Annotated in this window: 21 protein-coding genes; 10 read left to right on the top strand and 11 right to left on the bottom strand. The window is 31.5% G+C overall.

Translation table 11 applies throughout. The features are described 5' to 3' along the window. Positions 1–29: 29 nt before the first annotated feature. The 4 genes from WA340_RS04285 to WA340_RS04270 form a co-directional block, all read right to left on the bottom strand. On the bottom strand, positions 30–1,019 hold the full coding sequence (locus WA340_RS04285; RefSeq protein ID WP_336127457.1) for an aspartate-semialdehyde dehydrogenase: 990 nt from the start codon (positions 1,017–1,019) through the stop codon (positions 30–32). A 135-nt stretch (positions 1,020–1,154) separates the two neighbouring features. Further along, on the bottom strand, positions 1,155–1,562 hold the full coding sequence (gene mscL / locus WA340_RS04280) for a large conductance mechanosensitive channel protein MscL (protein WP_027879388.1): 408 nt from the start codon (positions 1,560–1,562) through the stop codon (positions 1,155–1,157). 97 nt (positions 1,563–1,659) lie between these two features. After that, complete coding sequence (gene alr, locus WA340_RS04275; RefSeq protein ID WP_336127456.1) at positions 1,660–2,766, bottom strand: alanine racemase; 1,107 nt, start codon at positions 2,764–2,766, stop codon at positions 1,660–1,662. Further along, positions 2,759–3,406 (bottom strand): thymidine kinase, encoded by a 648-nt coding sequence (locus tag WA340_RS04270; protein ID WP_336127455.1) that lies wholly within the window; start codon positions 3,404–3,406, stop codon positions 2,759–2,761. Before WA340_RS04270 ends, alr begins: the two co-directional genes overlap by 8 nt. A 119-nt stretch (positions 3,407–3,525) precedes the next feature. On the opposite strand from WA340_RS04270, the gene WA340_RS04265 reads away from it, so the two are divergent. Next, positions 3,526–4,257 (top strand): hypothetical protein, encoded by a 732-nt coding sequence (locus WA340_RS04265; RefSeq protein ID WP_336127454.1) that lies wholly within the window; start codon positions 3,526–3,528, stop codon positions 4,255–4,257. On the opposite strand, the gene WA340_RS04260 is transcribed toward WA340_RS04265, so the two are convergent. Next, on the bottom strand, positions 4,254–7,652 hold the full coding sequence (locus WA340_RS04260) for a DUF7933 domain-containing protein (RefSeq protein WP_336127453.1): 3,399 nt from the start codon (positions 7,650–7,652) through the stop codon (positions 4,254–4,256). The genes WA340_RS04265 and WA340_RS04260 overlap by 4 nt on opposite strands. A 94-nt stretch (positions 7,653–7,746) precedes the next feature. On the opposite strand from WA340_RS04260, the gene rsmI reads away from it, so the two are divergent. Continuing rightward, positions 7,747–8,418 (top strand): 16S rRNA (cytidine(1402)-2'-O)-methyltransferase, encoded by a 672-nt coding sequence (rsmI, locus tag WA340_RS04255; protein WP_336127451.1) that lies wholly within the window; start codon positions 7,747–7,749, stop codon positions 8,416–8,418. 57 nt (positions 8,419–8,475) lie between these two features. Here the strand turns inward: rsmI and WA340_RS04250 are convergent, their stop codons facing one another. Beyond that, positions 8,476–9,066 (bottom strand): carboxymuconolactone decarboxylase family protein, encoded by a 591-nt coding sequence (locus tag WA340_RS04250; protein WP_106680963.1) that lies wholly within the window; start codon positions 9,064–9,066, stop codon positions 8,476–8,478. A 61-nt stretch (positions 9,067–9,127) separates the two neighbouring features. On the opposite strand from WA340_RS04250, the gene WA340_RS04245 reads away from it, so the two are divergent. Genes WA340_RS04245 through WA340_RS04225 form a run of 5 tightly spaced genes read left to right on the top strand, consistent with a single transcriptional unit; the run spans position 9,128 to position 13,615 of the window. Beyond that, entirely contained in the window at positions 9,128–9,547 is a 420-nt protein-coding gene (locus WA340_RS04245) for an OsmC family protein (protein ID WP_336127450.1), read from the top strand. A 52-nt stretch (positions 9,548–9,599) separates the two neighbouring features. Beyond that, positions 9,600–11,288, top strand: a complete 1,689-nt coding sequence (gene recJ / locus WA340_RS04240; protein ID WP_336127448.1) for a single-stranded-DNA-specific exonuclease RecJ — start codon at positions 9,600–9,602, stop codon at positions 11,286–11,288. Between the two features lies 1 nt (position 11,289). Then, positions 11,290–12,561: an MFS transporter gene (locus tag WA340_RS04235; protein WP_336127447.1), complete on the top strand. Its 1,272-nt coding sequence runs from the start codon at positions 11,290–11,292 to the stop codon at positions 12,559–12,561. Between the two features lie 40 nt (positions 12,562–12,601). Then, complete coding sequence (locus WA340_RS04230) at positions 12,602–13,252, top strand: peptidoglycan-binding domain-containing protein (protein WP_336127446.1); 651 nt, start codon at positions 12,602–12,604, stop codon at positions 13,250–13,252. Positions 13,253–13,267: 15 nt separating this feature from the next. Further along, on the top strand, positions 13,268–13,615 hold the full coding sequence (locus tag WA340_RS04225; protein WP_336127445.1) for a hypothetical protein: 348 nt from the start codon (positions 13,268–13,270) through the stop codon (positions 13,613–13,615). On the opposite strand, the gene WA340_RS04220 is transcribed toward WA340_RS04225, so the two are convergent. Both WA340_RS04220 and WA340_RS04215 read right to left on the bottom strand, forming a co-directional pair. Next, positions 13,608–14,384 (bottom strand): UDP-2,3-diacylglucosamine diphosphatase, encoded by a 777-nt coding sequence (locus WA340_RS04220; RefSeq protein ID WP_336127767.1) that lies wholly within the window; start codon positions 14,382–14,384, stop codon positions 13,608–13,610. The genes WA340_RS04225 and WA340_RS04220 overlap by 8 nt on opposite strands. A 10-nt stretch (positions 14,385–14,394) precedes the next feature. Next, complete coding sequence (locus WA340_RS04215; RefSeq protein WP_336127444.1) at positions 14,395–14,847, bottom strand: 6-pyruvoyl trahydropterin synthase family protein; 453 nt, start codon at positions 14,845–14,847, stop codon at positions 14,395–14,397. A 90-nt stretch (positions 14,848–14,937) separates the two neighbouring features. Between WA340_RS04215 and WA340_RS04210 the strand changes: the two genes are divergently transcribed. Beyond that, positions 14,938–15,579, top strand: a complete 642-nt coding sequence (locus WA340_RS04210) for a 2OG-Fe(II) oxygenase (RefSeq protein ID WP_336127443.1) — start codon at positions 14,938–14,940, stop codon at positions 15,577–15,579. A 73-nt stretch (positions 15,580–15,652) separates the two neighbouring features. On the opposite strand, the gene WA340_RS04205 is transcribed toward WA340_RS04210, so the two are convergent. Further along, the gene (locus WA340_RS04205) at positions 15,653–15,820 is read right to left on the bottom strand and encodes a hypothetical protein (RefSeq protein WP_169558269.1); all 168 of its coding nucleotides are present in this window, start codon (positions 15,818–15,820) and stop codon (positions 15,653–15,655) included. A 26-nt stretch (positions 15,821–15,846) separates the two neighbouring features. After that, on the bottom strand, positions 15,847–17,181 hold the full coding sequence (locus WA340_RS04200) for an MATE family efflux transporter (RefSeq protein ID WP_336127439.1): 1,335 nt from the start codon (positions 17,179–17,181) through the stop codon (positions 15,847–15,849). Between the two features lie 91 nt (positions 17,182–17,272). Here WA340_RS04200 and WA340_RS04195 point away from each other — a divergent pair, with 91 nt between their 5' ends. After that, positions 17,273–18,070 carry a universal stress protein gene (locus WA340_RS04195; RefSeq protein ID WP_336127437.1) on the top strand — a complete coding sequence of 266 codons (798 nt, stop codon included), beginning with the start codon at positions 17,273–17,275 and terminating at the stop codon, positions 18,068–18,070. 175 nt (positions 18,071–18,245) lie between these two features. Then, positions 18,246–20,606, top strand: a complete 2,361-nt coding sequence (locus tag WA340_RS04190) for a hybrid sensor histidine kinase/response regulator (RefSeq protein WP_336127436.1) — start codon at positions 18,246–18,248, stop codon at positions 20,604–20,606. Here the strand turns inward: WA340_RS04190 and WA340_RS04185 are convergent. Next, entirely contained in the window at positions 20,603–21,445 is an 843-nt protein-coding gene (locus WA340_RS04185; protein ID WP_336127435.1) for an alpha/beta hydrolase family protein, read from the bottom strand. The genes WA340_RS04190 and WA340_RS04185 overlap by 4 nt on opposite strands.

Raw genomic sequence — 21,445 nt, 5'->3', positions numbered from 1 at the left:
TTTAAGATTTTTTTAAATAGATAAAAAACTTATATAAGTTTGTTTTCTATTAGGTATTCTGCAATTTGAACAGTATTTGTTGCTGCTCCTTTACGTAAATTATCTGCAACAATCCACATATTTAATGTGTTTGGTTGGGTTTCGTCACGTCTTATGCGTCCAACAAAAACGTCGTCTTTATCATGCGCATAAATTGGCATTGGATAAGTGTTTGTATCTGTATTGTCTTGCACAGTAACACCAGGTGTTTGACTTAATAAAGACCTAACCTCGTCAAGGTTAAAGTCGTTTTCAAACTCTACATTTACAGACTCGCTATGTCCGCCTGCAGTTGGTATTCTTACCGCTGTTGCAGAAACAGAAAACGTACGATCATCAAGTATTTTTTGAGGTTCGCGTGCTAATTTCATTTCTTCTTTAGTGTAACCGTTAGCTTCAAAAACGTCACAATGCGGTAATGCGTTTTTGCCTATTGGATATGGGTAAGCCATTTCGCCTTCAATACCAGCAATTTCATTTTCTAATTGTCTAACTGCTTTTACACCAGTACCAGAAACAGATTGATAGGTAGAAACAACAACACGTTTCATTTTATATTTTTGATGAAGTGGTGCCAAGCACATCACTAACTGTATCGTTGAACAGTTTGGATTAGCTATAATTTTATCTTCTTTAGTCAATTGCGATGCGTTAATTTCAGGAACGACTAACTTTTTAGTCTCGTCCATACGCCACGCAGAAGAGTTATCTACTACTGTTGTGCCAGCATCGGCAAATTTTGGAGCCCATTCTAAAGAAGTAGGTCCTCCAGCAGAAAATAAAGCAATGTCTGGACGCATAGAAACTGCTGTTTCTAAACCAACAACTTTATAATCTTTGTCTTTGTAGGTTATTGTTTTTCCTACAGATCTTTCTGAAGCTACAGGTATTAATTCTGTTATTGGAAAATTACGTTCTGCTAATACTTTTAACATGACTTCGCCAACCATTCCTGTGGCACCAACAATTGCTAATTTCATCATTTTTGATTTAAAAAATTTGCACGTAAAATTAGAGTATTTATAGTATTAGAACGCCAATAATTTCTTAAAAAAAGACCAAAAAAAATCAGGAACTATTAATAATTCCTGATTTAGTATAAAATTTTATCTAGATTACTTCTTTAAAGCGTCTCTAATTTCTTTTAATAAGTCAATCTCTGATGGTCCTGCAGGAGCTGCTGGAGCTTCTTCTTTTGGCTTTTTAGTTTTGTTGTATGCTTTTACAATCATAAATAATACAAATCCTACAGTAATTAAATTAATGATAGCATTAATCCATTTACCATATAAAATTGCATTTTCTGGTGTTGTTACGGTTCCTTCTGCATCTACTACAGCTGGAGATAATACTACTTTAAGGTCTTCAAAGTTCATTCCACCAGCAAAATGACCAACAATTGGCATCATAATGTCAGATACAAATCCATTTACAACCATTCCTACTGCACCAGCAAGAATTACAGCTACTGCTAAATCTATGACATTTCCTGTCATGATAAAATTCTTAAATTCTTTAAGCATAATCTTAAAATTTTACGTTAGTTAATTTTTAATATGAGATTCAAATTACTTAAAATTTTAACACAAACCGATTTTTAGTAGTATTAAAAAAGAGTTTTTATCGATAAAAAACACGTTTTATACGTTGAGAGATAGCTGTGATTAATTCGTAAGAAATAGATTGCACAGTTTCTGCTAAATCTTCTGCAGTGTTATGCGCATCAAAAATTATGACTTCGTCTCCTTCTTTACAGTTTATATTAGTAACGTCTACCATAATCATATCCATACAAACATTACCTAAAATAGGTGCTTTTTGGTTATGTATTACTATATAACCTTTACCTTTACCATACTGTCTTTTTATACCATCTGCATGTCCAATAGGTATTGTTGCAGTTGTTGTATCTTGTTTAGCAATATAACCTCTGTTGTAGCCTAAACTGTCTCCTTTTTTAAGATGGTGAATTTGAGAGATAATACTTTTTAAATTAGCTATTGGCTTTAAATCTTTTTTGTGTTTAGCATCGTTACCAAAGCCATATAGTCCTATACCACTTCTTACCATATCAAAATGTGCTTCGGGATAATTTAATATTCCTGATGTGTTACACATATGTAAGAAAGTTTTGTAACCTAAACCAGAATTAAAAGTTTTTGCAATGTTTTTAAAACTTTCAATTTGATTTAAAGTAAATTCTCTTTCATTTAAATCTTCGCTTGCTGCTAAGTGTGAAAATATAGAACGGACTTTGATACTTTTAGTTGTTTTTAAACAACTTAAAACAGTTTTAATATCATGTTCTGAAAAGCCAATTCGGTTTAATCCTGTATTAAATTTTATATGAACAGGATAATTGGTTTGTTTATGTTTTTCCGCGCAAGCGATAAATGTTTCTAGAATACGTTTAGAGTACATGCTGGGTTCTAAACAGCGTTTGATTATAGTATCAAAATTTACAGGTTGTGGATGCAGTACCAATATGGGTTTTGTAACACCAGCATCGCGTAATGCAACACCTTCGTAGCTATACGCAACAGCAAAATAATCTACGTCTAAGTCTTGTAAATATTTGGCAATTTCTACAGCATCACTACCATATGCAAATGCTTTTACTACTGCTAAAAATTTGGTGTTTGCAGTGGTTTTTGATTTTAAAAACGTAAAATTTTGTTTTAGTGTTTTTAAATCAATTTCAAGAATAGTTTCTTGTGCCTTATCCATTTTTTGCTTCTGGATTAGTATCTAATGGTTTAGCGTCGGTTACTTTTATGTTTTTAATTTTTTCTCGCATGGTTGCCTTGTAATATGCTGCGCGACTTAAAGGTTCATACTCTTCTGTTTCTCCTAAAAGTACTAAGTTGTCGTTTTGAGATTTACGGTAACTGTATTGTGCTAGGTTACCTGTTCTTGTGCATACAGCGTGTACTTTAGTAACATACTCTGCAGTTGCCATTAAAAAAGGCATTGGTCCAAAAGGATTACCTTTAAAGTCCATATCTAAACCAGCAACAATAACTCTAACACCTTTATTTGCTAGGTCATTACATACTTTTACAATTTCGTCATCAAAAAATTGAGCTTCGTCAATACCTACAACATCACAATTATCTGCTAAAATAGGAATATTTGCAGCAGCCGGTACAGGAGTTGATCGAATAGAGTTTGAGTCGTGAGATACAACTTCTTCTTCGTCATATCTTACGTCTATAGCCGGTTTAAAAATTTCGACTTTTTGCTTTGCAAATTGGGCGCGTTTTAGTCTTCTTATTAGCTCTTCGGTTTTACCGGAAAACATTGATCCACAGATGACTTCAATCCATCCAAATTGTTCTTTTTGATTTACTGTATTTTCAAGAAACATTTTGTAATTTTAACACTAGAATAAGAATGGTACTTGTTTTCTATAAAGGTGGCCCAAATTTATTAAAAAACAAAAGGCTATCTTGTATTAAATTTTAAAAATTATAAAAAAGACAAATCATGAAGAAGAAATTAGAGTCAGAATTAATAAGCATTGCGCACAGGATTCTAAAGTTAGGTGGTAAAGAAGATGTTAATAAAATGCATGCAGAAGTTGCTGCGCTTTATGAGAAGTTAACAGTTTTAAAATTTGCTAATGAAAATTTTGAGGACGATAAACCTACTATAGGTGATGATTCTTCTTTTTTTGGGATGCTAGATACAGCATTTAACAATAGAATTAGTGATAATATTGAAGTTGATAATAAAACATATATCAATTTAGATGATACAGAAAATGAAGAAATCACAGAGCCTTTAATGGAAAAAATTAAAGACATGGTAGCGCAAATGCCTGAAGAAACTCAAAAAGTTGATGAGTTATTAGAAGAGGTTATCCCAAAAAAGAACTACCATAAAAATGATTTTGAAGATATTACTGCTGGTTTTGAAGAAATGCCCGTTTTTGAACCTGTGACTAATCAAATCAATCCAGAAAAGAAAAGCCTTAACGATAGATTTAAATCTAGTTTAAACATTGGTTTAAACGACAAGCTGGCTTTTATAAAACATCTTTTTGATGGTAGTGCAGAAGATTATAACCGTGTGCTTTCTCAATTAAATACTACTTCAGACCTTACAGAAGCTACACATCTAATACGCAATGTTGTAAAACCAGACTACAACAATTGGGAAGGGAAAGAAGACTATGAAACTAGATTTATGCAAATTATAGAAGCTAGATTTAATTAATAATTTAAATATACATAGCCAGTAAAAACATTAGATATTCCTTCTATCTTAAAAGTGTAAAAATACGTGCCAACAGGTAACACTTTATTTTGGTTAAGTGGTCCTGTGTTAGGTTTTCCGTCCCATTGATTTATGTAATTGTCTTTATGATAAATTAAGGTACCATAACGGTTATAAATGTCTAAACTGTTAATTGGATAATCTTCTACGCAAGGAATTACGAAAGTATCATTTAAGGTGTCTTCATTTGGCGAAAAACCTTCAGGTATTTGTAAACAGTTATTTACTAATACTTCTGCAAAATCTTCGTTATTAGTCAAATCTCTATCAACTTCGTTTACGTTACTTAAGGCAGCAACATTTAATAAGTTTTGTGCTGAAATTACCTGAACAGTTAATAACAGATTCTCTGATTGGTTAGGAGTAAGGTTAGGCATATTCCATGTAAAAGAACTTTCATCATAAGTTCCAAAACTAGTTAAGGCATTTATAAATAAATATCCTTCTGGTAAATTTTCTATAATTTTGATATTAGTTGCTTCAGTTGTTCCAATATTAGTTGCGGTTATTGTAAAAACAACTTCGGTACCAATTGCTGTTTCTTCAGGGTTTACTGTTTTTAAAACTTCAATGTCGACATTAGTTGTGTCTTCTGTAACTAATAATGTTGCACTTGCCTGAGAACTATCTATATTATTTAAATTACTAAAATTAGAGCTGTTGTTAACATATTCGCCTGGTGTATTTGAAGTTACTATTACAGAAAAGCTACAAGTACCTACACCTTCAGGAAAGGTTAAATCAGTAACCGAAATTGCTGTATCTCCTATTTCACCAGAAAATGTGGCTGTACAATTATTAGCATCTTCCCAAACAATTGGACCAGCTATTGTTAAACCCGTTGGTAAATTGTCTGTAAATGATATGTTGTTTTGAGCAGGATTTCCTGATAAATTTTGAAGTGTAAATAGTAACGTACTAGTTTGACCTTGCATAATTTGATCTGGAGAAAAAACTTTTTCTACCAAAGGAGCAATAACTTGAGCGTTGCTAATTGAAATATTTGTTTCTGGAGTTAACTCTTCATTGTCCTCTCCGTTAGGTATGGCTTCTGCTGTATTTGTAAATGCGCCGCCATAGTTAGGCGCTGTAACGGGTATTATAATTTGAATATTTGCAGCAGGATCCATATTTGATATATTTCCTGTAATAGTATTACCATTTATATTGAAACTTGAAATACAAGTGGCATTTCCTGAAACAACATTACAAGTTGGTGTCCCGTTTATCGTAAACTGAGCACCTAACGTGTCTGTAAAATCAATATTTATGGCATTTGAGCTAGTATTACTATTGGTAATATCTACAATCCAATTGAAGTTATTATTTACACCTACAGAGGTAAATTCTGGATAAGTTTGTACAACTAAATCTACACAAGGAGCAAAATAAATAATAGAAGATGCTGTATTGTTACTTTCGTTATTATCTAAAACACCATCTAAATTTTCGATAGAGACATTATTTGTAGCTCTAACAAAATTAGCATCACAACCAGGAAACCAATCTACAATAACCTCATAAGTTATAGAGCTTTGCGCTGGAAGTATTAAGTTATCTTCGGGTAAAATTTCCCAAAAAACATCTGGTTGTCCATCTTGTGGTAAACCATCGTAGACAATGCCTACATTTTGATTTGTAACATCAAAGCACGTTGCTGTTCCTGTTGTACCAACACAGTTTACAGATATTAAGCTTGCATCTGTATTAGTGTTTTCTCCTAAAGGCATATAGTCTTGTACAGCTACAGTAGCATCTTGATCACTATTATTAGATATAACAATTTCATAGGTTACTGCTCCCCAAGATGTAGTGTTATTAGGAGAGTTTCCTATTGGTAATACTGGATCAATTTGTGTTTTTGTAACACTTAAGTCTACATAGTCTTCTGGCTCACAAACAGGTAAAGGTGGTAATAAAACAAAATCACTTTCTGCATTATTATTAATGTTAGGATCTAAAATAAAAGAGTCTAAGTTGTTTACACCACTTCTTACATGTCCAAGCGTGTTATCTTCTTGTTCAGCAGCACAATCGTCAGATTCTAAAAAGACAACAACAGTAGTTACTTGGATAGTTGTATTAGGTTGTAGTACAAAATTATTACTTTGCCAGTATTGATCTAAATCTGTAAGTGTAAAGTCGCTACAATCTACTGGACCTGTTGTAAAATCGCAAGTTATAGAAATAATATCCCAGTCTACACCTACTGTTAAATTCTGTAAAAAGAAACGCATTAGAGTAGCATCAGGACCACTATTACAAACGGTGGTTTGAAAGGTAACTTGTTCTCCCCAAGCAACATCTTGGGAAGCATCAGGATTTATTTGAGTGGTTTGTACGCATAAATCTGCTTCTGGACATGCTTCTGCAAGTAATAATGGCGTAATAACATTATTTGAGCTATCAGAAGATTCATTTGTATGTTCAACAAGGATTTGTGCGAAGCTAGACACAGACATTTGCTGTATGTCTATACCACATAATGGATCCAAAAATCTTATATTAATTTCAAAAGTTAAAGAAGCGCCTGCAGGAAAATTAATAGTTTGATCAATGGTTAAAATTGTAGATATAGAAGATATAGTTTGAATACTATTATCCTGTACATTTAAAGAGCTAGGACAATTTATACCGTTTGTACCACCAATACAGTTTATAGATTCCAATTCAATTCTTGGTCTACCATTTAATATACTAGAATCAAGATTAAATTTTTGAGAAAAGCTTTCAAGCGGAAACTCGATAGTACTATTATTAGTTATTGTAACTTGATAAGTCACGACCTCATTCCAAGCACTTATACCTGTCCCTAAACTAGGGTTTGTTTGGGTATAATCTACTGTAAAATCTATTGGGATATCAAAAACATCAATTGATATTACAGATTGATTATTGGATGTATTAGTATCTGTGACCGTATCCGGAGCAGATACAGTTGCACTACTAGCAATACCACCAAGGTTTAAAGGAGCTTTTACTAATACCTCTAACGCTACACTTGCATTTGACGGCATATTAGCAATAGTACCAGTTATAACACTACCAGTTATATTTATTGGGTCTATACTACTAGCGCCACCAGTTTGGTTTTGACTTTGAGCGCTTAAAATGATTAAATTAGTATTTAAAGTTTGAGAAAACGAAGCATTATTTACAGCATTTCCTCCATTTAAAATGGTAACTATGTATTTAAATTCTTGATTAATTCCTATTTGAGAAATAGGATTTCCTGATAAATCTTGAGCTTCAACAACAATAGATAAGTCTGTTGTTTGAGCATTTAAAATGTAAGACACAACAGAAAATAAGAAGATAAATAGCGATTTTTTCATTAAAGGTTGGTTTATTAATAGATGACTAAAATAGCAAAAGGTTGCTTCATAATATATTAAAAGATTGTAAATTTGAATAATATTTCAAAGTAAAATGAGTAAACTCTACATTGTACCAACACCAATAGGAAACTTAAAAGACATCACTTTTAGAGCGATTGAAGTTTTAAAAGAAGCTGATATAATTTTAGCTGAAGATACTCGTACATCAGGTAAATTATTAAAGCATTTTGAAATTAGTACACCAATGCAAAGTCACCATATGCATAACGAGCATAAAACGGTTGAAAGTTTAGTGCAAAAATTAAAAGCAGGAACAACTATTGCATTGATTAGTGATGCAGGTACACCAGCAATTTCAGATCCAGGATTTTTACTAACTAGAGCGTGTATTGAAAATAATATTGAAGTAGAATGTTTACCAGGCGCAACAGCATTTGTCCCAGCATTAGTTAATAGTGGTTTACCTAACGACAAGTTTGTTTTTGAAGGGTTTTTACCAGTAAAAAAAGGAAGACAAACCCGACTTTTATTTTTAGCTGAAGAAACCAGAACCATCATATTTTATGAAAGTCCGCATAAACTAATAAAAACATTAACCAATTTTTGCGAGTATTTTGGAGAAGACAGACCAGTTTCAGTTTCTAGAGAACTTACCAAATTGTATGAAGAAACCATACGCGGTACAGCCAAAGAAGTTTTAGAATACTACACCAATAAGCCACCAAAAGGCGAAATTGTAATTTGTGTTGGAGGGAAAAAGTAAAACCTTATTATTATACTTACTGCTTACTGCTTACTGCTACTGAAAACCGTCAACTAGTTAAACATGCTTCCCAACCTCAAAACCATGTTTCCCTAAATGTTGTTTTCCGCTATCAATAGCATCATGTTCTAAGGTTGTTGCCATGCTGTCATTCCAACGGTTTAGATAACCAAATAGGCTAATTACGCCAAGCATTTCTACAATTTCACCTTCATTCCAATATTTGTATAATTCGGTTTTAATAGTCTCATCAACTGCATTTGGTATTTGACTTGCGGCTAAACTAAAATCTAACGCAGCACGTTCGGCAGCACTAAAAGCAGGATGCGTTTTATAATCCCAAATATTATCTAATTGTTCTTGTTCTGCGCCATAACGTTCTGCAGCTCTAATGGCATGAGCTTGACAATATCTACAACCTGTTGCGTTACTGCTAACCCAAGCAATCATTCGTTTTAAAGCAGAAGTCACTTTACCTTCATTAGCCATTACTGCTTTATTCAAATTAATAAACGCTTTACTTATTGCAGGTCTGTGTTGCATAGTTAAAACCGAGTTTGGGCAAAAGCCAAGTGTCTCATTAAAAAAGTCTGCAAGTGCTTTGGTTTCTAAATCGTGATCTGCGTGTAAAGGGTTTACTAAAGGCATGGGTTTTCTAAATTTTATGATGTATTTTTGATACATTCAATAAACAAAAAAATTCTTAAAAATGACACATAAAATCACAACTAGTTGGAAAGGCGGAATGCTATTCGATTCTGATAACCCAAGTAATCATCATGTTTTAATGGATACCGATGTAGAAGGACAGAAGCGTCAAGGTCTATCACCAAAAGCAATGATGCTTTCTTCTTTAGCAGGTTGTTCAGGCTTAGATGTTGTTTCAATTTTAGAAAAAATGAAAGTTGAGGTTGACGATTTTAAAATGGAAGTTGAAGGCGAGCTTACCGAAGAACATCCAAAATACTATAAAACCGTTTGGCTTACTTACCACTTTACAGGTACAGATTTAAACGAAGAAAGAATTAACAGAGCAGTACAACTATCTGTCGAAAAATATTGCGGCGTAATGGAAATGTTTAGGCAATTTGCCGATGTAAAAACAGACATTAAATTTCATAACAAATAATCATTTTCAACTTTAGACACTTTAAATATTTAAGACACTTTTCACTTCCACTATGCGCTGGACATTAAAGCCAAAACCAAACCCAGAAATTGTCAAACAACTGCAACAATCTTTAAATGTAGATGAAGCAATTGCAACGCTTTTAGTACAACGCGGTATAGAAACGTTTGAAGACGCCAAGCACTTTTTAAGACCTAGTTTAGAGCATCTTCACGACCCATATTTAATGAAAGATATGGACAAAGCAGTGACTAGAATTTTGCAAGCAATTAAAGACGACGAAAATATATTGGTATATGGCGATTATGACGTTGACGGAACAACATCAGTAGCGTTAATGTCTTCCTATTTAAAGACCAAAACTGCAAATGTCGCAACTTATATTCCGGATAGGTATGATGAAGGTTATGGCGTCTCTTACAAAGGAATTGATTTTGCAGACGATAATGATTTCAGTTTAATCGTCGCATTAGACTGCGGTATTAAAGCACTAGATAAAATAGACTATGCTAAAGAAAAAGGTATCGATTTTATTATTTGCGATCACCATAGACCAGGTAATCAAGTACCAAATGCTGTAGCGGTTTTAGACCCAAAACAAGAAGATTGTACATATCCTTACAAAGAACTTTGTGGTTGTGGCGTAGGTTTTAAATTAATACAAGCTATAGCTAACAAATTTGACGAAACTTTAAACGATTTAATCCCATATTTAGATTTAGTTGCCACAGCAATTGGTGCAGATATTGTCCCAATTACAGGCGAAAACAGAGTGTTAGCTTACTTTGGTTTACAGGTTATAAATGCGCAACCTCGTGCAGGTTTTAAAGCCATAATTAATCAGATAAAAAAAGATGAGCTAACCATTACCGACGTTGTTTTTATCATCGCGCCACGTATTAATGCTGCCGGAAGGATGAAACATGGGCAATACGCTGTAGATCTTTTAACCGAAAATAATTTACAAACAGCCATACAATATGCTGAAGAAATAGAAGCATTTAACACCGATAGGAGAGAAGCCGACCAAAGTATAACCCAAGAAGCATTAGAGTTAATAAAGTCTGAAAATGAAGAAAACCGTTTAACAACCGTAGTGTATCAAGAACATTGGCACAAAGGTGTGATTGGTATTGTGGCATCTCGGTTAATCGAAACCTATTACAGACCAACCTTAGTATTTACAAAAAGTGGCGATAAGTTAGCTGCTTCTGCTAGATCGGTTTCTGGATTTGATGTGTATAATGCGTTACAAGGTTGCGCCGAACATATCGAGCAATTTGGCGGACATAAATACGCTGCAGGATTAACCCTTAAAGAAGAAAACTACGAAGCGTTTAAACAAGCTTTTGAAGATGAGGTTTCTAAAACCATAGATAAAAATCTACTAATACCAGAAATAAAAGTAGATATGCAAATTGATTTAGCTAAAATTGATGATAAATTTTGGCGAATAATTAAGCAATTTGCACCATTTGGACCAGGAAATATGACACCAATTTTTATGACCGATAACCTAAAAGATACAGGTTATGGTAAATGTGTTGGCGAAGATAAAACGCACTTAAGGTTTACAGCAACGCAATCGGGTAAACAATTTGTATGCATAGGTTTTAATTTAGGTGAAAAACTTAATCTTATTAAAGACAAGCAACCGTTTAGCGCTGTATATTCTGTAGACGAAAACCATTGGCAAGGTAACGTATCGCTTCAACTTAAAATTAGAGATATAAAAGGATAGAATGCAAAAAAACGATCCTTACGCGGCACTTCGTATTAAAGAATTCAACACCTTTTTATTGTTAAGATTTGCCTTAGTTTTTGGTTGGTCTATGCAATTTATTGTGATAGAATGGGAAGTATATTCTTTAACAAAAGATCCGTTATACTTAGGTCTTATCGGACTTATGGAGATTATTCCAGCCTTTACTATGGCATTATTTGCAGGACATATTGTAGATCAAAAAGAAAAACGAAACTTACTAGCTATTTGTATTGCTGCGTTTTCATTGATAAGTTTAGGCTTGTTTTTATTGACTTGGGATAAAGTGGTTGGCGATTGGAAAACCCAAAACATTTTATACTGTATTTATGCTTTGGTGTTTTTTGGCGGATTTTTACGCTCGTTTTTTGGACCAACCATTTTTTCATTAATTGCGCTTATTGTTCCCAAAAAAATCTACCCAAATGCAGCAACTTGGAGTAGCAGTACATGGAAAGCAGCTACCGTAACCGGCGCATTATTTGCAGGATTTTCAATAGATTGGATTGGTGTTGATAAAACACTTTGTATTGTTTTTGCTCTAGTTACCTTTGCATTACTAATTACTTTCAAGATTAAAAAGAAACCTATTTTAAACCCAAATATTGGCGAGTCTGTTGGGAAAAGTTTAAAGGTTGGTTTACAGTTTGTGTTTAGTAATAAAGCCATTTTAGGCGCACTAACATTAGACATGATTGCAGTTTTATTTGGCGGTACAGTAGCACTGTTATCGGTTTTTGCGCAAGATATTTTAGAAGTCGGTTCTAAAGGATTTGGTGTGCTTAACGCATCTATTTCTGTAGGAAGTATTTTAACCATGTTTATTACTACCTATTTACCAGTTAATAAAAATGCAGGTAAAAAATTATTAATTTCAATTTTTGGTTTTGGTATTTGTATTATCGTATTTGGAGCTTCAAAATTATTTTGGTTAAGTGTGTTAGCGCTATTCTTTTCTGGAGTAACAGATGGCGTTTCTATGGTAATTAGACAAACCATTTTGCAGTTAAAAACACCAGATCATATGCGTGGTCGTGTGGCGTCTGTAAATAGTATGTTTGTTGGATCGTCTAACGAGCTTGGTGCTTTTGAAAGCGGTTTGGCTGCAAAAATTTTAGGTCCTTCTGTCGCTGTTATTTTTGGCGGAATAATGACTTTAGTTACTGTTGTTGCTATTGGAGCCAAAAATAAAACACTAAGAGAATTAGATCTTACTGAAGATATTGAAGCACACGATAATGAAGAAGTGTAAATCTTGTATCTTTGAATTTTAAAGTTTAATCTTTTTTTAAATGAAAAAGCTACTCATTGTTTTAATCACGGTCATTGTATTGATTTTTGCCTATAATCAATATAAAGAATATCAACGTTTTCATCCAGATAACTTTAATTATAAATCAAGTGAAAATATTGATTTAGAATATTTTAACCAAGATGTAGTTTATAATTATTTTGAAGCTGTACAAGCTTTAAATGGCTTTGCAGCAATGCAATGGAATGTAAATGAAATTAATGTAAAATCTCCAGAAGATGACGATGAATCTACAACATTTGTAGTTAACGAATATCGAAAAAAGTTAGCTAAAGTTAAGTATTACGAAGCTAAACTAGAAGCTTCAAAACAGCTAAAAGATGAAGGTTTAACTAATGCACAAATTAAAGCAAAACTAGAAGGAAATACAGCGCCTAAAAATTCAGAAGTAGCAGAATTTAACGCTAAAATAAAAGGTATGTTTAATCCTTCATCAAAGATTAGATTAGGAGAAAAAAGTGCTTTTATTTATGAAATTCAGAAGTTGTTAGTTAAAAAAGGCTATGATATTCCTTTAGATGGCGTTTATAAAAACATCACACAAGATGCGATTTATAAATTTGAAGAAAAAAATAATCTATTCCCAGATGGGAATTTAGATGTACTGACCTTAGATGCGTTATTGGATTAGTTTTTTGAGGTTAAGATGAATACAGAAGATAATATTGATATCAGATTTAAAGATCATTATAAGTTAATGATTTCTTTAAAGGATAAGTTATTTTTTGAATCTGAATTATATAAAAATGAAATAAAATATCATGTTGAAAATGAATATTTTGGTGATAAAATAAGATTCTTTTTTCTAGATTCTGACCATAAAAAAGTTGATAATATTATCGTAAAAAATGAAATTGTTGCGACAGTAGAATCAAATCTGGTTTCAGATTTTAATGATCAAAGTAAAAAGGTGAAACTATACTTAATTATAGCTTTTGTTTTTATAGCTATTATAATCCTTACAGCTCAGTTAATTAATACTTTTGTTACTTAAACTCTTTCAATTCAAGCTTTTCTCCATCAAAAACGCCATAAGTATAATATTGTATCCAATCGCCAAGATTGATGTATTTAGAGTTTTGGGTCAGGTCAATATTTAAAGGCAAATGTCTGTGACCAAACACAAAATAATCGCGGTGTTTGTCTTCTAGTTTTCTTTTGCAATATTGTACTAGCCATTCATTGTCTTCACCTAAAAACTTAGCATCATCATCACCAGAAATAAGCTTGTTTTTTACCGATAAATAATTACCTAAACGCATTGCAAAGTCCGGATGCAACAATCTTTTAAACATCCATTTTGAAATAGGATTGGTAAACAACTTTTTCATGCGTTTATACCCTTTATCACCAGGTCCTAATCCGTCGCCATGACCTATAAAAAAGGTACTTCGACTACGCTCAGCAACCATTTCAAAAGTAAATTCTTGTGGTTTATGGTAAACAGGTATATTTAATTCTTCTTCAAAATAGCCATTCATCCATAAATCATGATTACCAACAAAGAAGTAAACAAGTATTCCAGAATCTGTAATTTCGGCTAATTTACCTAACGTTCTTGTAAAACCTTTTGGTACAACATTGCGGTATTCTACCCAAAAATCAAACAAATCGCCTAATAAAAAAATAGCAGCTGCATCTTGCTTTACTTCATCCAACCAAGCTACAAATTTTTTCTCACGTGGTAAAGACGCCGCTTTTGTTGGTGCACCTAGATGATTGTCTGATGCAAAGTATATTTTCTTTCCGTTAGGAACGTGTATGTTAATAGGCTTATTCATTATCACTTGCATACCATTGTGCGTAACTGGTTGCAGTTTCAGAAAGTTTTAAAGAATGTAATTTGATAGTATTTGGTAGTCTGTCTTTAATTTTTTTGGCAAAATCTATAACCATCATTTCGCTTGTTGGTTGATAATCTACAAGTAAAACATCATGACCTCTATCTTTAAGTTCTTTTGCTAATTCTACATGAGGCGTATTTTTATTAAATACAGTCGCATGGTCAAAAACGTCTACAATTTCTTCTTTTACAATTTTTTTAAGGTCACCAAAATCTATGACCATACCAAACTTTACATTATTGGTATCTGTAATAGGTTGTCCTATCACGGTTACGTCTAGTTTGTAGCTGTGACCATGAACATTTTTACATTTACCGTCGTAGCCATAAAGCGCATGACCAGTTTCAAAAGAGAATTGTTTTGTTATTCTGATGTTTGACATACATTAATTTTATGCTACAAAGATATTGATTTTGTAAAACCAATTAGTTTTTAGTTTACATTTGCGCACTTTTTTTAAAATAATTGGCTAATGAGTCAGCTTTTCGAAGCTATTGATTTTGTCGAAGTTCCTTTATATGAAAGGATTATAGACGATATTGCACATCAAAAATATTGTATAATTGACCATTTTTTTGATGACACTGAAGTAGATATTTTAAGAACATCTTTACTAGAAAAATATGAAGAAGATGCGTTTAAAAAAGCTGCTATTGGTAATAAGTTTGATGAGGTAATTGCTAAATCCATAAGAGGCGATGTAATTTTATGGATGGATGAAGCAAGAGCTAATCCTTCTGAAAGCTTATTTTTTAATAAGATTAATCACTTAGTTAATTATTTAAATAAGACTTGTTTTATGGGTATTTTGCATAAAGAATTTCATTATGCTATTTATCCTAAAGGTACGTTTTATAAGCGTCATTTAGATACATTTAAAAACGACGATAGGCGTAAATTGTCTTTTGTGTGTTATCTAAATCACGAAGATTGGCAACCAGAAAATGGTGGTGAATTGGTGTTGTATCTAGATGAAAACAATCCTGAAAATGATAAAATAATTTATCCTTTACCAGGACGAGTTGTTATTTTTGAAAGCCAAATTATAGAGCACGAAGTTAAACCTGTAAACACAAAACGTTTAAGTATTACAGGTTGGCTTAAGACCCGTTAGTAGCGTCTGCGTTTATTGTAAAAATAAACGATTATAAGTACGATAGCTAGTAGTAAAAATATTCTATTCATAACTAATTGTTGTTTCTGTTTTTATTGTATCTGTAAAGAAAGTATGCTAATAATACTAAAACAATTAGAGGTAAGAAAGAACCAATAAAGACACCAATTTCATAACTGTTATCTGGAGCATTTTTAATTTTTTCTTCAATATCAACTTGTTGTAATAAACCTATAAGCATAATCTAAAACTAATTGTGTTGTAAAGTTAGTTGTTTTGTGTTAGCGGTAAAAATTGTTTTCTAAAAATTAATATTAATGGTAAACCACGAGCAATAATCCAAAAGGTAAATGCAATAAAGATACCATGTAATTTTAAGTCAAAATAATCTACAATAAAAAGTATAGGAATAAAGACTAAAAATGTTGACAGAAGTAATACATTTCGTAAAGCTTTCATCTTACCTAAACCTTTAAATATTCCATCAAAAATGAAGGCTAAAGCACATAAAGGTTGCATTGCTAGAACAATCCAAAAGACGCTGTAAAACTGGTTTAAAACATTACTTTCATCAGTAAAAATTCTTCCAATAGGATAGTATAAAATACTACCAATTACAGCAACAGTTATTCCAAGATAAATACCATACTTAATTAATTTGTTACTTAGTTTGATTAGTTGATTGTAATTTTTTTGACCAAATAGTTTTCCTGATAAAATATTACCAGCACTAGCATAGCCGTCAATAATAAAAGCACCTAAAAACCATAAATTGATTGCTATAGTATAAGCGGCAATGTAGTTTTTGCCATATCCTGTAGCATATTTTGTAGCAAGGTAAAGCGTAATGTTTAGTGCTAATGTGCGTATAAACAGATTTAAAATCATAAGTGCAAAATTTTTAATCTGCGGATTTAAAGGAAAGCTAAATCGCAAAGGAATACTTGTTTTTGTAAGCAGTAAATATGCCGAAAATAAAGCCATAAACACTTGAGCAATTAAACTTGCATAAGCAGCACCTTTAATGTGTTGACCAGTAATTACACCATCTATTCCATATACTAAAATGAAGTCTAAAATTACGTTTAATGCAGCTCCAGAAATAGCTATAACCATTGGGTAATACGTGTTTTGTAATCCTCTAAATGTTCCAAAAACAGCAATAACAAAAAGTGTAAACGGAAATCCTAATACGCGTATCCTATAATACTCTACACTGTAATCTAAAATTAAGTTTTCAGCATTATAAAGTTTAAAAATAGGAGCAGCTAGAGGATAGGTTATGGCAATAATTAATATACTTAAAGATGTAATCAAAAAAATTGCTTGTGCAGGTAATTGTCTTACTTGATCTAAAGCATTTGCACCAAGATGTTGAGAAATTATTGAAGATATAGCACTACGTGTTTGACCTAAAACCCAAATAAGCATAGAGATAAACGTTGTAACAATACCAATAGCAGCTAAAGATTCGGTAGCATTTAGGTCTACATTACCAACTACAGCTGCGTCTGTAAGTGATAATATAGGCTCTGATATGCCAGCAATTAATGCAGGAATTGCTAACTTGTTAATGTGTTTTATGCTAATATTAGTTTTCACTTTGATAAAAATTAATGCCAAAGGTCGTAAAACTTTATTTAAATTTAAGTGAATAAAAAATCTGTACTTTTGTAACCTAAACCATTTATTTATGAAATCTATTTTAGTACCTGTTGGTTCTTCAAAAAATGCACAAAGTCATTTACAATATGCAGTAGATTTTGCTCAAGCTTTTGGCGCAAAATTGTATGTAGTACAAGTTTACAACGTCTATACAAAAGCTGGTACAATGACTAAAGTAGATCATATTTTAGAAAGAGAAAGCATGGAGTTTTTAGAAAATCATGTATCTAAAGTGAATACAAAAAACGTTGAAGTTGTTATTAAAACGTTTAAAGGAAAATTAATTGACACTATTGAATTAGTTTGTAAGTCTTTAGACATCGATTTAATTTTATTAGAGCCAAGAACCAATTCTATTAAAGATGAAGTTTACTTAGGGAAAACATCTGGGAAAATAATAAAGCAAACTAATATACCAGCTTTAATTGTACCAGAAGGTTATAAATACAGACCAATCATTTATATTTTAATGGCTTTAAAATCTGCTACTATCAAAAAAGAAGGCGTTTTAAAACCATTACAAGATATTAAAGCACAATATAAATCTATTGTAAATCTACTTTTAGTAAAAACACCTTTTTATAATGAAGGCGATTTTGATGTAAATGAAGAACTAAGTAACATGATTACAAAAACTACAAAATCTGAAAATGCCACAACGTTTCAAGGTGTGCTAGAGCATTATAAAGATAATGATCCTGATTTGTTATGTGTGGTTAGACGTAAGCGTGGATTTTTTGCTAAACTGTGGGAGAAAAATTCGATTTTAAAGAAAGATTTTCACTCTTCAACATTACCTGTTTTAGTATTAAGCGGAATAAAATAATTTAAAATTTTATATAAAATTTTTATTTAAAAGGTCGAGCTAAGTTGCTCGACTTTTGCTTTTTAACGAATATATTTAGTCTTAAACTATTTTTTTAAGCAGTTAAACGTTTTATAGGTTTATTTATAAAACTTACAAAACCCCATTTTCGTAAGTAACCTAAACTTAACCTAATATGAAAAAACTAACCTGGCTGTTATTAGCTTTGTTTTGTGCGGTAACTTTTGCGCAAGATAAAATTGTATTCAACCCAAATACCTCTAAAGGAAAACTTTACCAATACGCTAGTTTTGTAAATGTAGAAGATAACACGTTGTCAATTGAAGATGTTGTTGCTTCTAAAAATCTTGATTTTAAACCTATACCATCAGATAATCTAAGTTTAGGTTTTACGTCTTCAAATTATTGGGTTTCATTTAGTTTAGAAAACACATCATCTAGTAAAAGCACCTATTATTTAGAAACAGCAAGACCAGTAACAGATTTAGCTAATTTATATATGCTAAATAAAGGTAATATTACAAAGTATCAAAGTGGTGATCAAATCCCTTTTAATAAACGTCAAGTAGCACATAGATCAACAGTTTTTAAACTCCAATTAGAGCCAAATACTGTAAAAGATTTTTATTTAGAATTAAGTAGTGATGGCGAAACTATAAATGTACCTTTAAACCTTTATACCGAAAGCGAATTTTTAATAGCAAATTACAAACAGCAATTGTTTTTAGGTTTGTTTTACGGTATTTTGTTTTTAGCAGGTATTGTTTATTTGTTTTTTTATAGCAGTTTATCTAACAAAACCTTCTTATATTATAGTTGCTATGTATTATCTATTGCACTTATGCAAGGAGCTTTAGATGGATTTATTTATCAATATATCTTTACTAATGCAGGGTTTTTTAACAGCAAGGCAGTTTTAGTTTCAGCATTACTATCTAACTTTTTTCTTTTAAAGTATTGCGAACATTTTTTAAAAATTGATAAACGTTTAAAAGTTCTAAAAAACATTTTTAATGGTATTTATATTGCTATTGCTGTACTTTTTATAATGACAGTAATTTCGCCTATAACTATGGAAGCTGTTTATCCTTTAAGTAATTTAAATGGCCTAATAAGTTTATTGTTAATATTAACATCTTTAACTATTTTAAAAGTTAAAAAGGTAAAAATTGATCCTTTCTTTTCAGTAGGGATATTCTTTTTAGTAATAGGTCTTTTAGGTTTTGTAATGAATAACTTAAGCTTGCTGCCTAATAATTTTTATACTTTAAATAGCGCAAAGTTTGGATCAGGATTAGAGGTTATTTTCTTATCGCTTTCTATGACAAATTTGATTAAAAAATTAAGATTAGAAAACGAATCTTCTCAAGAGTTAGCGCTTATAAGAACAAAAGAAATAAGTGAGTTAAAGTCCTATTTTATGTCTAATATGAGTCATGAGCTTAGGACACCAATTAATGCTATTTTAGGTATTGTACAATCAAATTTAGACACTAATGATCCAGAAGTAAAAGAACAATATCAAACTATTAAAAACGCATCCTTAAGTCTTCTAAGCAATGTAAACGATATTTTAGATTTTGAGAAGATAGAGTCTAACCAACTTAGATTAAACACTAATAAGTTTAAACCAAAACAGTTAATTACAGATATAAGTGATAACTGGAAAGTAGAAGCAAATAAAAAAGGACTAAACTATATATTTGAAATTGATTCTGAAATACCAGAAACTGTAGAAGGAGATGCAGAGCGATTTATTCAAATTATAAATAATGTATTAAGTAATGCAGTAAAATTTACTTTAGAAGGCACCATAGTTTTTAAATTAAAATGTTCAAGCCAACCCAATGGTTTTAACCGATTTTCTATACAGATTTCTGACACAGGAATTGGTATGACAGAAGAAGTTAAAAACAATGTGTTTAACAGTTTTAACCAAATGCGCAATAATCATAAACGTCAATTTGGAGGTATTGGTTTAGGTTTAAATATAGTAGAAAATCTAGTAAACTTGTTTGAAGGTACTATTTCTATAGAAAGTAAGTTAAATAAGGGTACAAATGTTTATATAGATATACCGTTACAAGTTGTTCAAGAAGAAGCACAAGTACAAAAAGAACAACAGCCTAGTCAAGAAAAAAGTATACAAATCTTAGTTGTAGAAGATAACCGACTAAACCAAATGGTAATGAAAAAGCTATTAAGCGCTAACCTAAGTTTTAATTTTACTATTGTTGAAAACGGTAAAGAAGCTTTAGACGAATTAAATAATAATACATATGATCTAGTTTTAATGGATTTACAAATGCCAATTATGGATGGTTATGAAGCCACAAAAGCCATTAGAGAAGGAAAAATAAGTACATTAAATAAAGATATTGCAATAATTGCAGTAACTGCAGATGCTATGCCTAAAACTAAAGACCGTGTGTTAGAAATTGGGATGAATGATTATATGACTAAACCAATTGACAAAAACGAGTTGTTTGATAAAATAAACCAATTTAGTATAAAGCCAAAACTTAAGATAGCTTAACGCTTAATAAAAGCTATTGTTTTATTAATTACTTTTTCTAAATTATTAGGCATATCCTTTTCTTTCCAAGGATGTTTTGCATCAAAAACATGATTACTGTTATCTATTGTAAACAGTTCACTTTTTGGATTCCAATTGTTTAAGTTTATTGCTTCTTGGTATAAAACCGAGGGATCATCTTTTGCATGAATGATTAAGTGAGGCACAGTAATATTTTTTACAGCATTTTCAATATTTAAGCGTTGCTCATTAGCTTTAAAATCCAGATAAAATTGAAAATTATGAGGCATTTTTTGGTTTGTTCTTCCGTTTAAAACGTATTTAACTCCATCCTTTTTCCATTGTTCTAAATTACCTGTAGTAGATGTACGTTTGCCAAAGCTGCTTACACTAGCCCAAGTAATTAGCTTTTTAATACGTTGGTCTTCTTTAGTTTTTAAAATCGAAATTCCGCCACCACGAGAATGTCCAATAACAGAAATATTATTAATATCAATTTGATCTAAAAATTTATTTTCTTTAGAAGTTAAAAACGTAATCATATCATCCAAATCCTCAATTTCTTTAGAGTAGTTATTTTCTGCAAATGCTTCTAAATCCGGAAAATCTATAGGTTGTTCAACCGTTCCTCCGTTATGAGAAAAATTAAACTTTACAAAAAATACATTGGCTTTCATGAAGGCTTCTGCAACCAAATTCCATGCGCCCCAATCTTTAAAACCTTTATAGCCATGACAAAAAATAACTAGTGGTTTTTTGTTGTTATCATTGTTAAAAAAGGCGTCCCAAACAATTGGTTTGTTATTTTTTCTTTTTAGAACTAGGTTTTTATTGATCAT

The sequence above is a fragment of the Mesoflavibacter sp. CH_XMU1422-2 genome, from assembly GCF_037029245.1.
In the GTDB taxonomy this organism is placed as follows: Bacteria; Bacteroidota; Bacteroidia; order Flavobacteriales; family Flavobacteriaceae; genus Mesoflavibacter; species Mesoflavibacter zeaxanthinifaciens.
The sequence above is the reverse complement of the archived record's forward strand: the minus strand, read 5'-3'. Positions and strand labels throughout refer to the sequence as shown.

Bases quoted from the DNA above. Each gene is read 5' to 3' on its own strand.
- WA340_RS04285 (WP_336127457.1), bottom strand. From the start codon at position 1,019: ATGAAATTAGCAATTGTTGGTGCCACAGGAATGGTTGGCGAAGTCATG.
- mscL (WP_027879388.1), bottom strand. From the start codon at position 1,562: ATGCTTAAAGAATTTAAGAATTTTATCATGACAGGAAATGTCATAGAT.
- alr (WP_336127456.1), bottom strand. From the start codon at position 2,766: ATGGATAAGGCACAAGAAACTATTCTTGAAATTGATTTAAAAACACTA.
- WA340_RS04270 (WP_336127455.1), bottom strand. From the start codon at position 3,406: ATGTTTCTTGAAAATACAGTAAATCAAAAAGAACAATTTGGATGGATT.
- WA340_RS04265 (WP_336127454.1), top strand. From the start codon at position 3,526: ATGAAGAAGAAATTAGAGTCAGAATTAATAAGCATTGCGCACAGGATT.
- WA340_RS04260 (WP_336127453.1), bottom strand. From the start codon at position 7,652: ATGAAAAAATCGCTATTTATCTTCTTATTTTCTGTTGTGTCTTACATT.
- rsmI (WP_336127451.1), top strand. From the start codon at position 7,747: ATGAGTAAACTCTACATTGTACCAACACCAATAGGAAACTTAAAAGAC.
- WA340_RS04250 (WP_106680963.1), bottom strand. From the start codon at position 9,066: ATGCCTTTAGTAAACCCTTTACACGCAGATCACGATTTAGAAACCAAA.
- WA340_RS04245 (WP_336127450.1), top strand. From the start codon at position 9,128: ATGACACATAAAATCACAACTAGTTGGAAAGGCGGAATGCTATTCGAT.
- recJ (WP_336127448.1), top strand. From the start codon at position 9,600: ATGCGCTGGACATTAAAGCCAAAACCAAACCCAGAAATTGTCAAACAA.
- WA340_RS04235 (WP_336127447.1), top strand. From the start codon at position 11,290: ATGCAAAAAAACGATCCTTACGCGGCACTTCGTATTAAAGAATTCAAC.
- WA340_RS04230 (WP_336127446.1), top strand. From the start codon at position 12,602: ATGAAAAAGCTACTCATTGTTTTAATCACGGTCATTGTATTGATTTTT.
- WA340_RS04225 (WP_336127445.1), top strand. From the start codon at position 13,268: ATGAATACAGAAGATAATATTGATATCAGATTTAAAGATCATTATAAG.
- WA340_RS04215 (WP_336127444.1), bottom strand. From the start codon at position 14,847: ATGTCAAACATCAGAATAACAAAACAATTCTCTTTTGAAACTGGTCAT.
- WA340_RS04210 (WP_336127443.1), top strand. From the start codon at position 14,938: ATGAGTCAGCTTTTCGAAGCTATTGATTTTGTCGAAGTTCCTTTATAT.
- WA340_RS04205 (WP_169558269.1), bottom strand. From the start codon at position 15,820: ATGCTTATAGGTTTATTACAACAAGTTGATATTGAAGAAAAAATTAAA.
- WA340_RS04195 (WP_336127437.1), top strand. From the start codon at position 17,273: ATGAAATCTATTTTAGTACCTGTTGGTTCTTCAAAAAATGCACAAAGT.
- WA340_RS04190 (WP_336127436.1), top strand. From the start codon at position 18,246: ATGAAAAAACTAACCTGGCTGTTATTAGCTTTGTTTTGTGCGGTAACT.
- WA340_RS04185 (WP_336127435.1), bottom strand. From the start codon at position 21,445: ATGATCAATAAAAACCTAGTTCTAAAAAGAAAAAATAACAAACCAATT.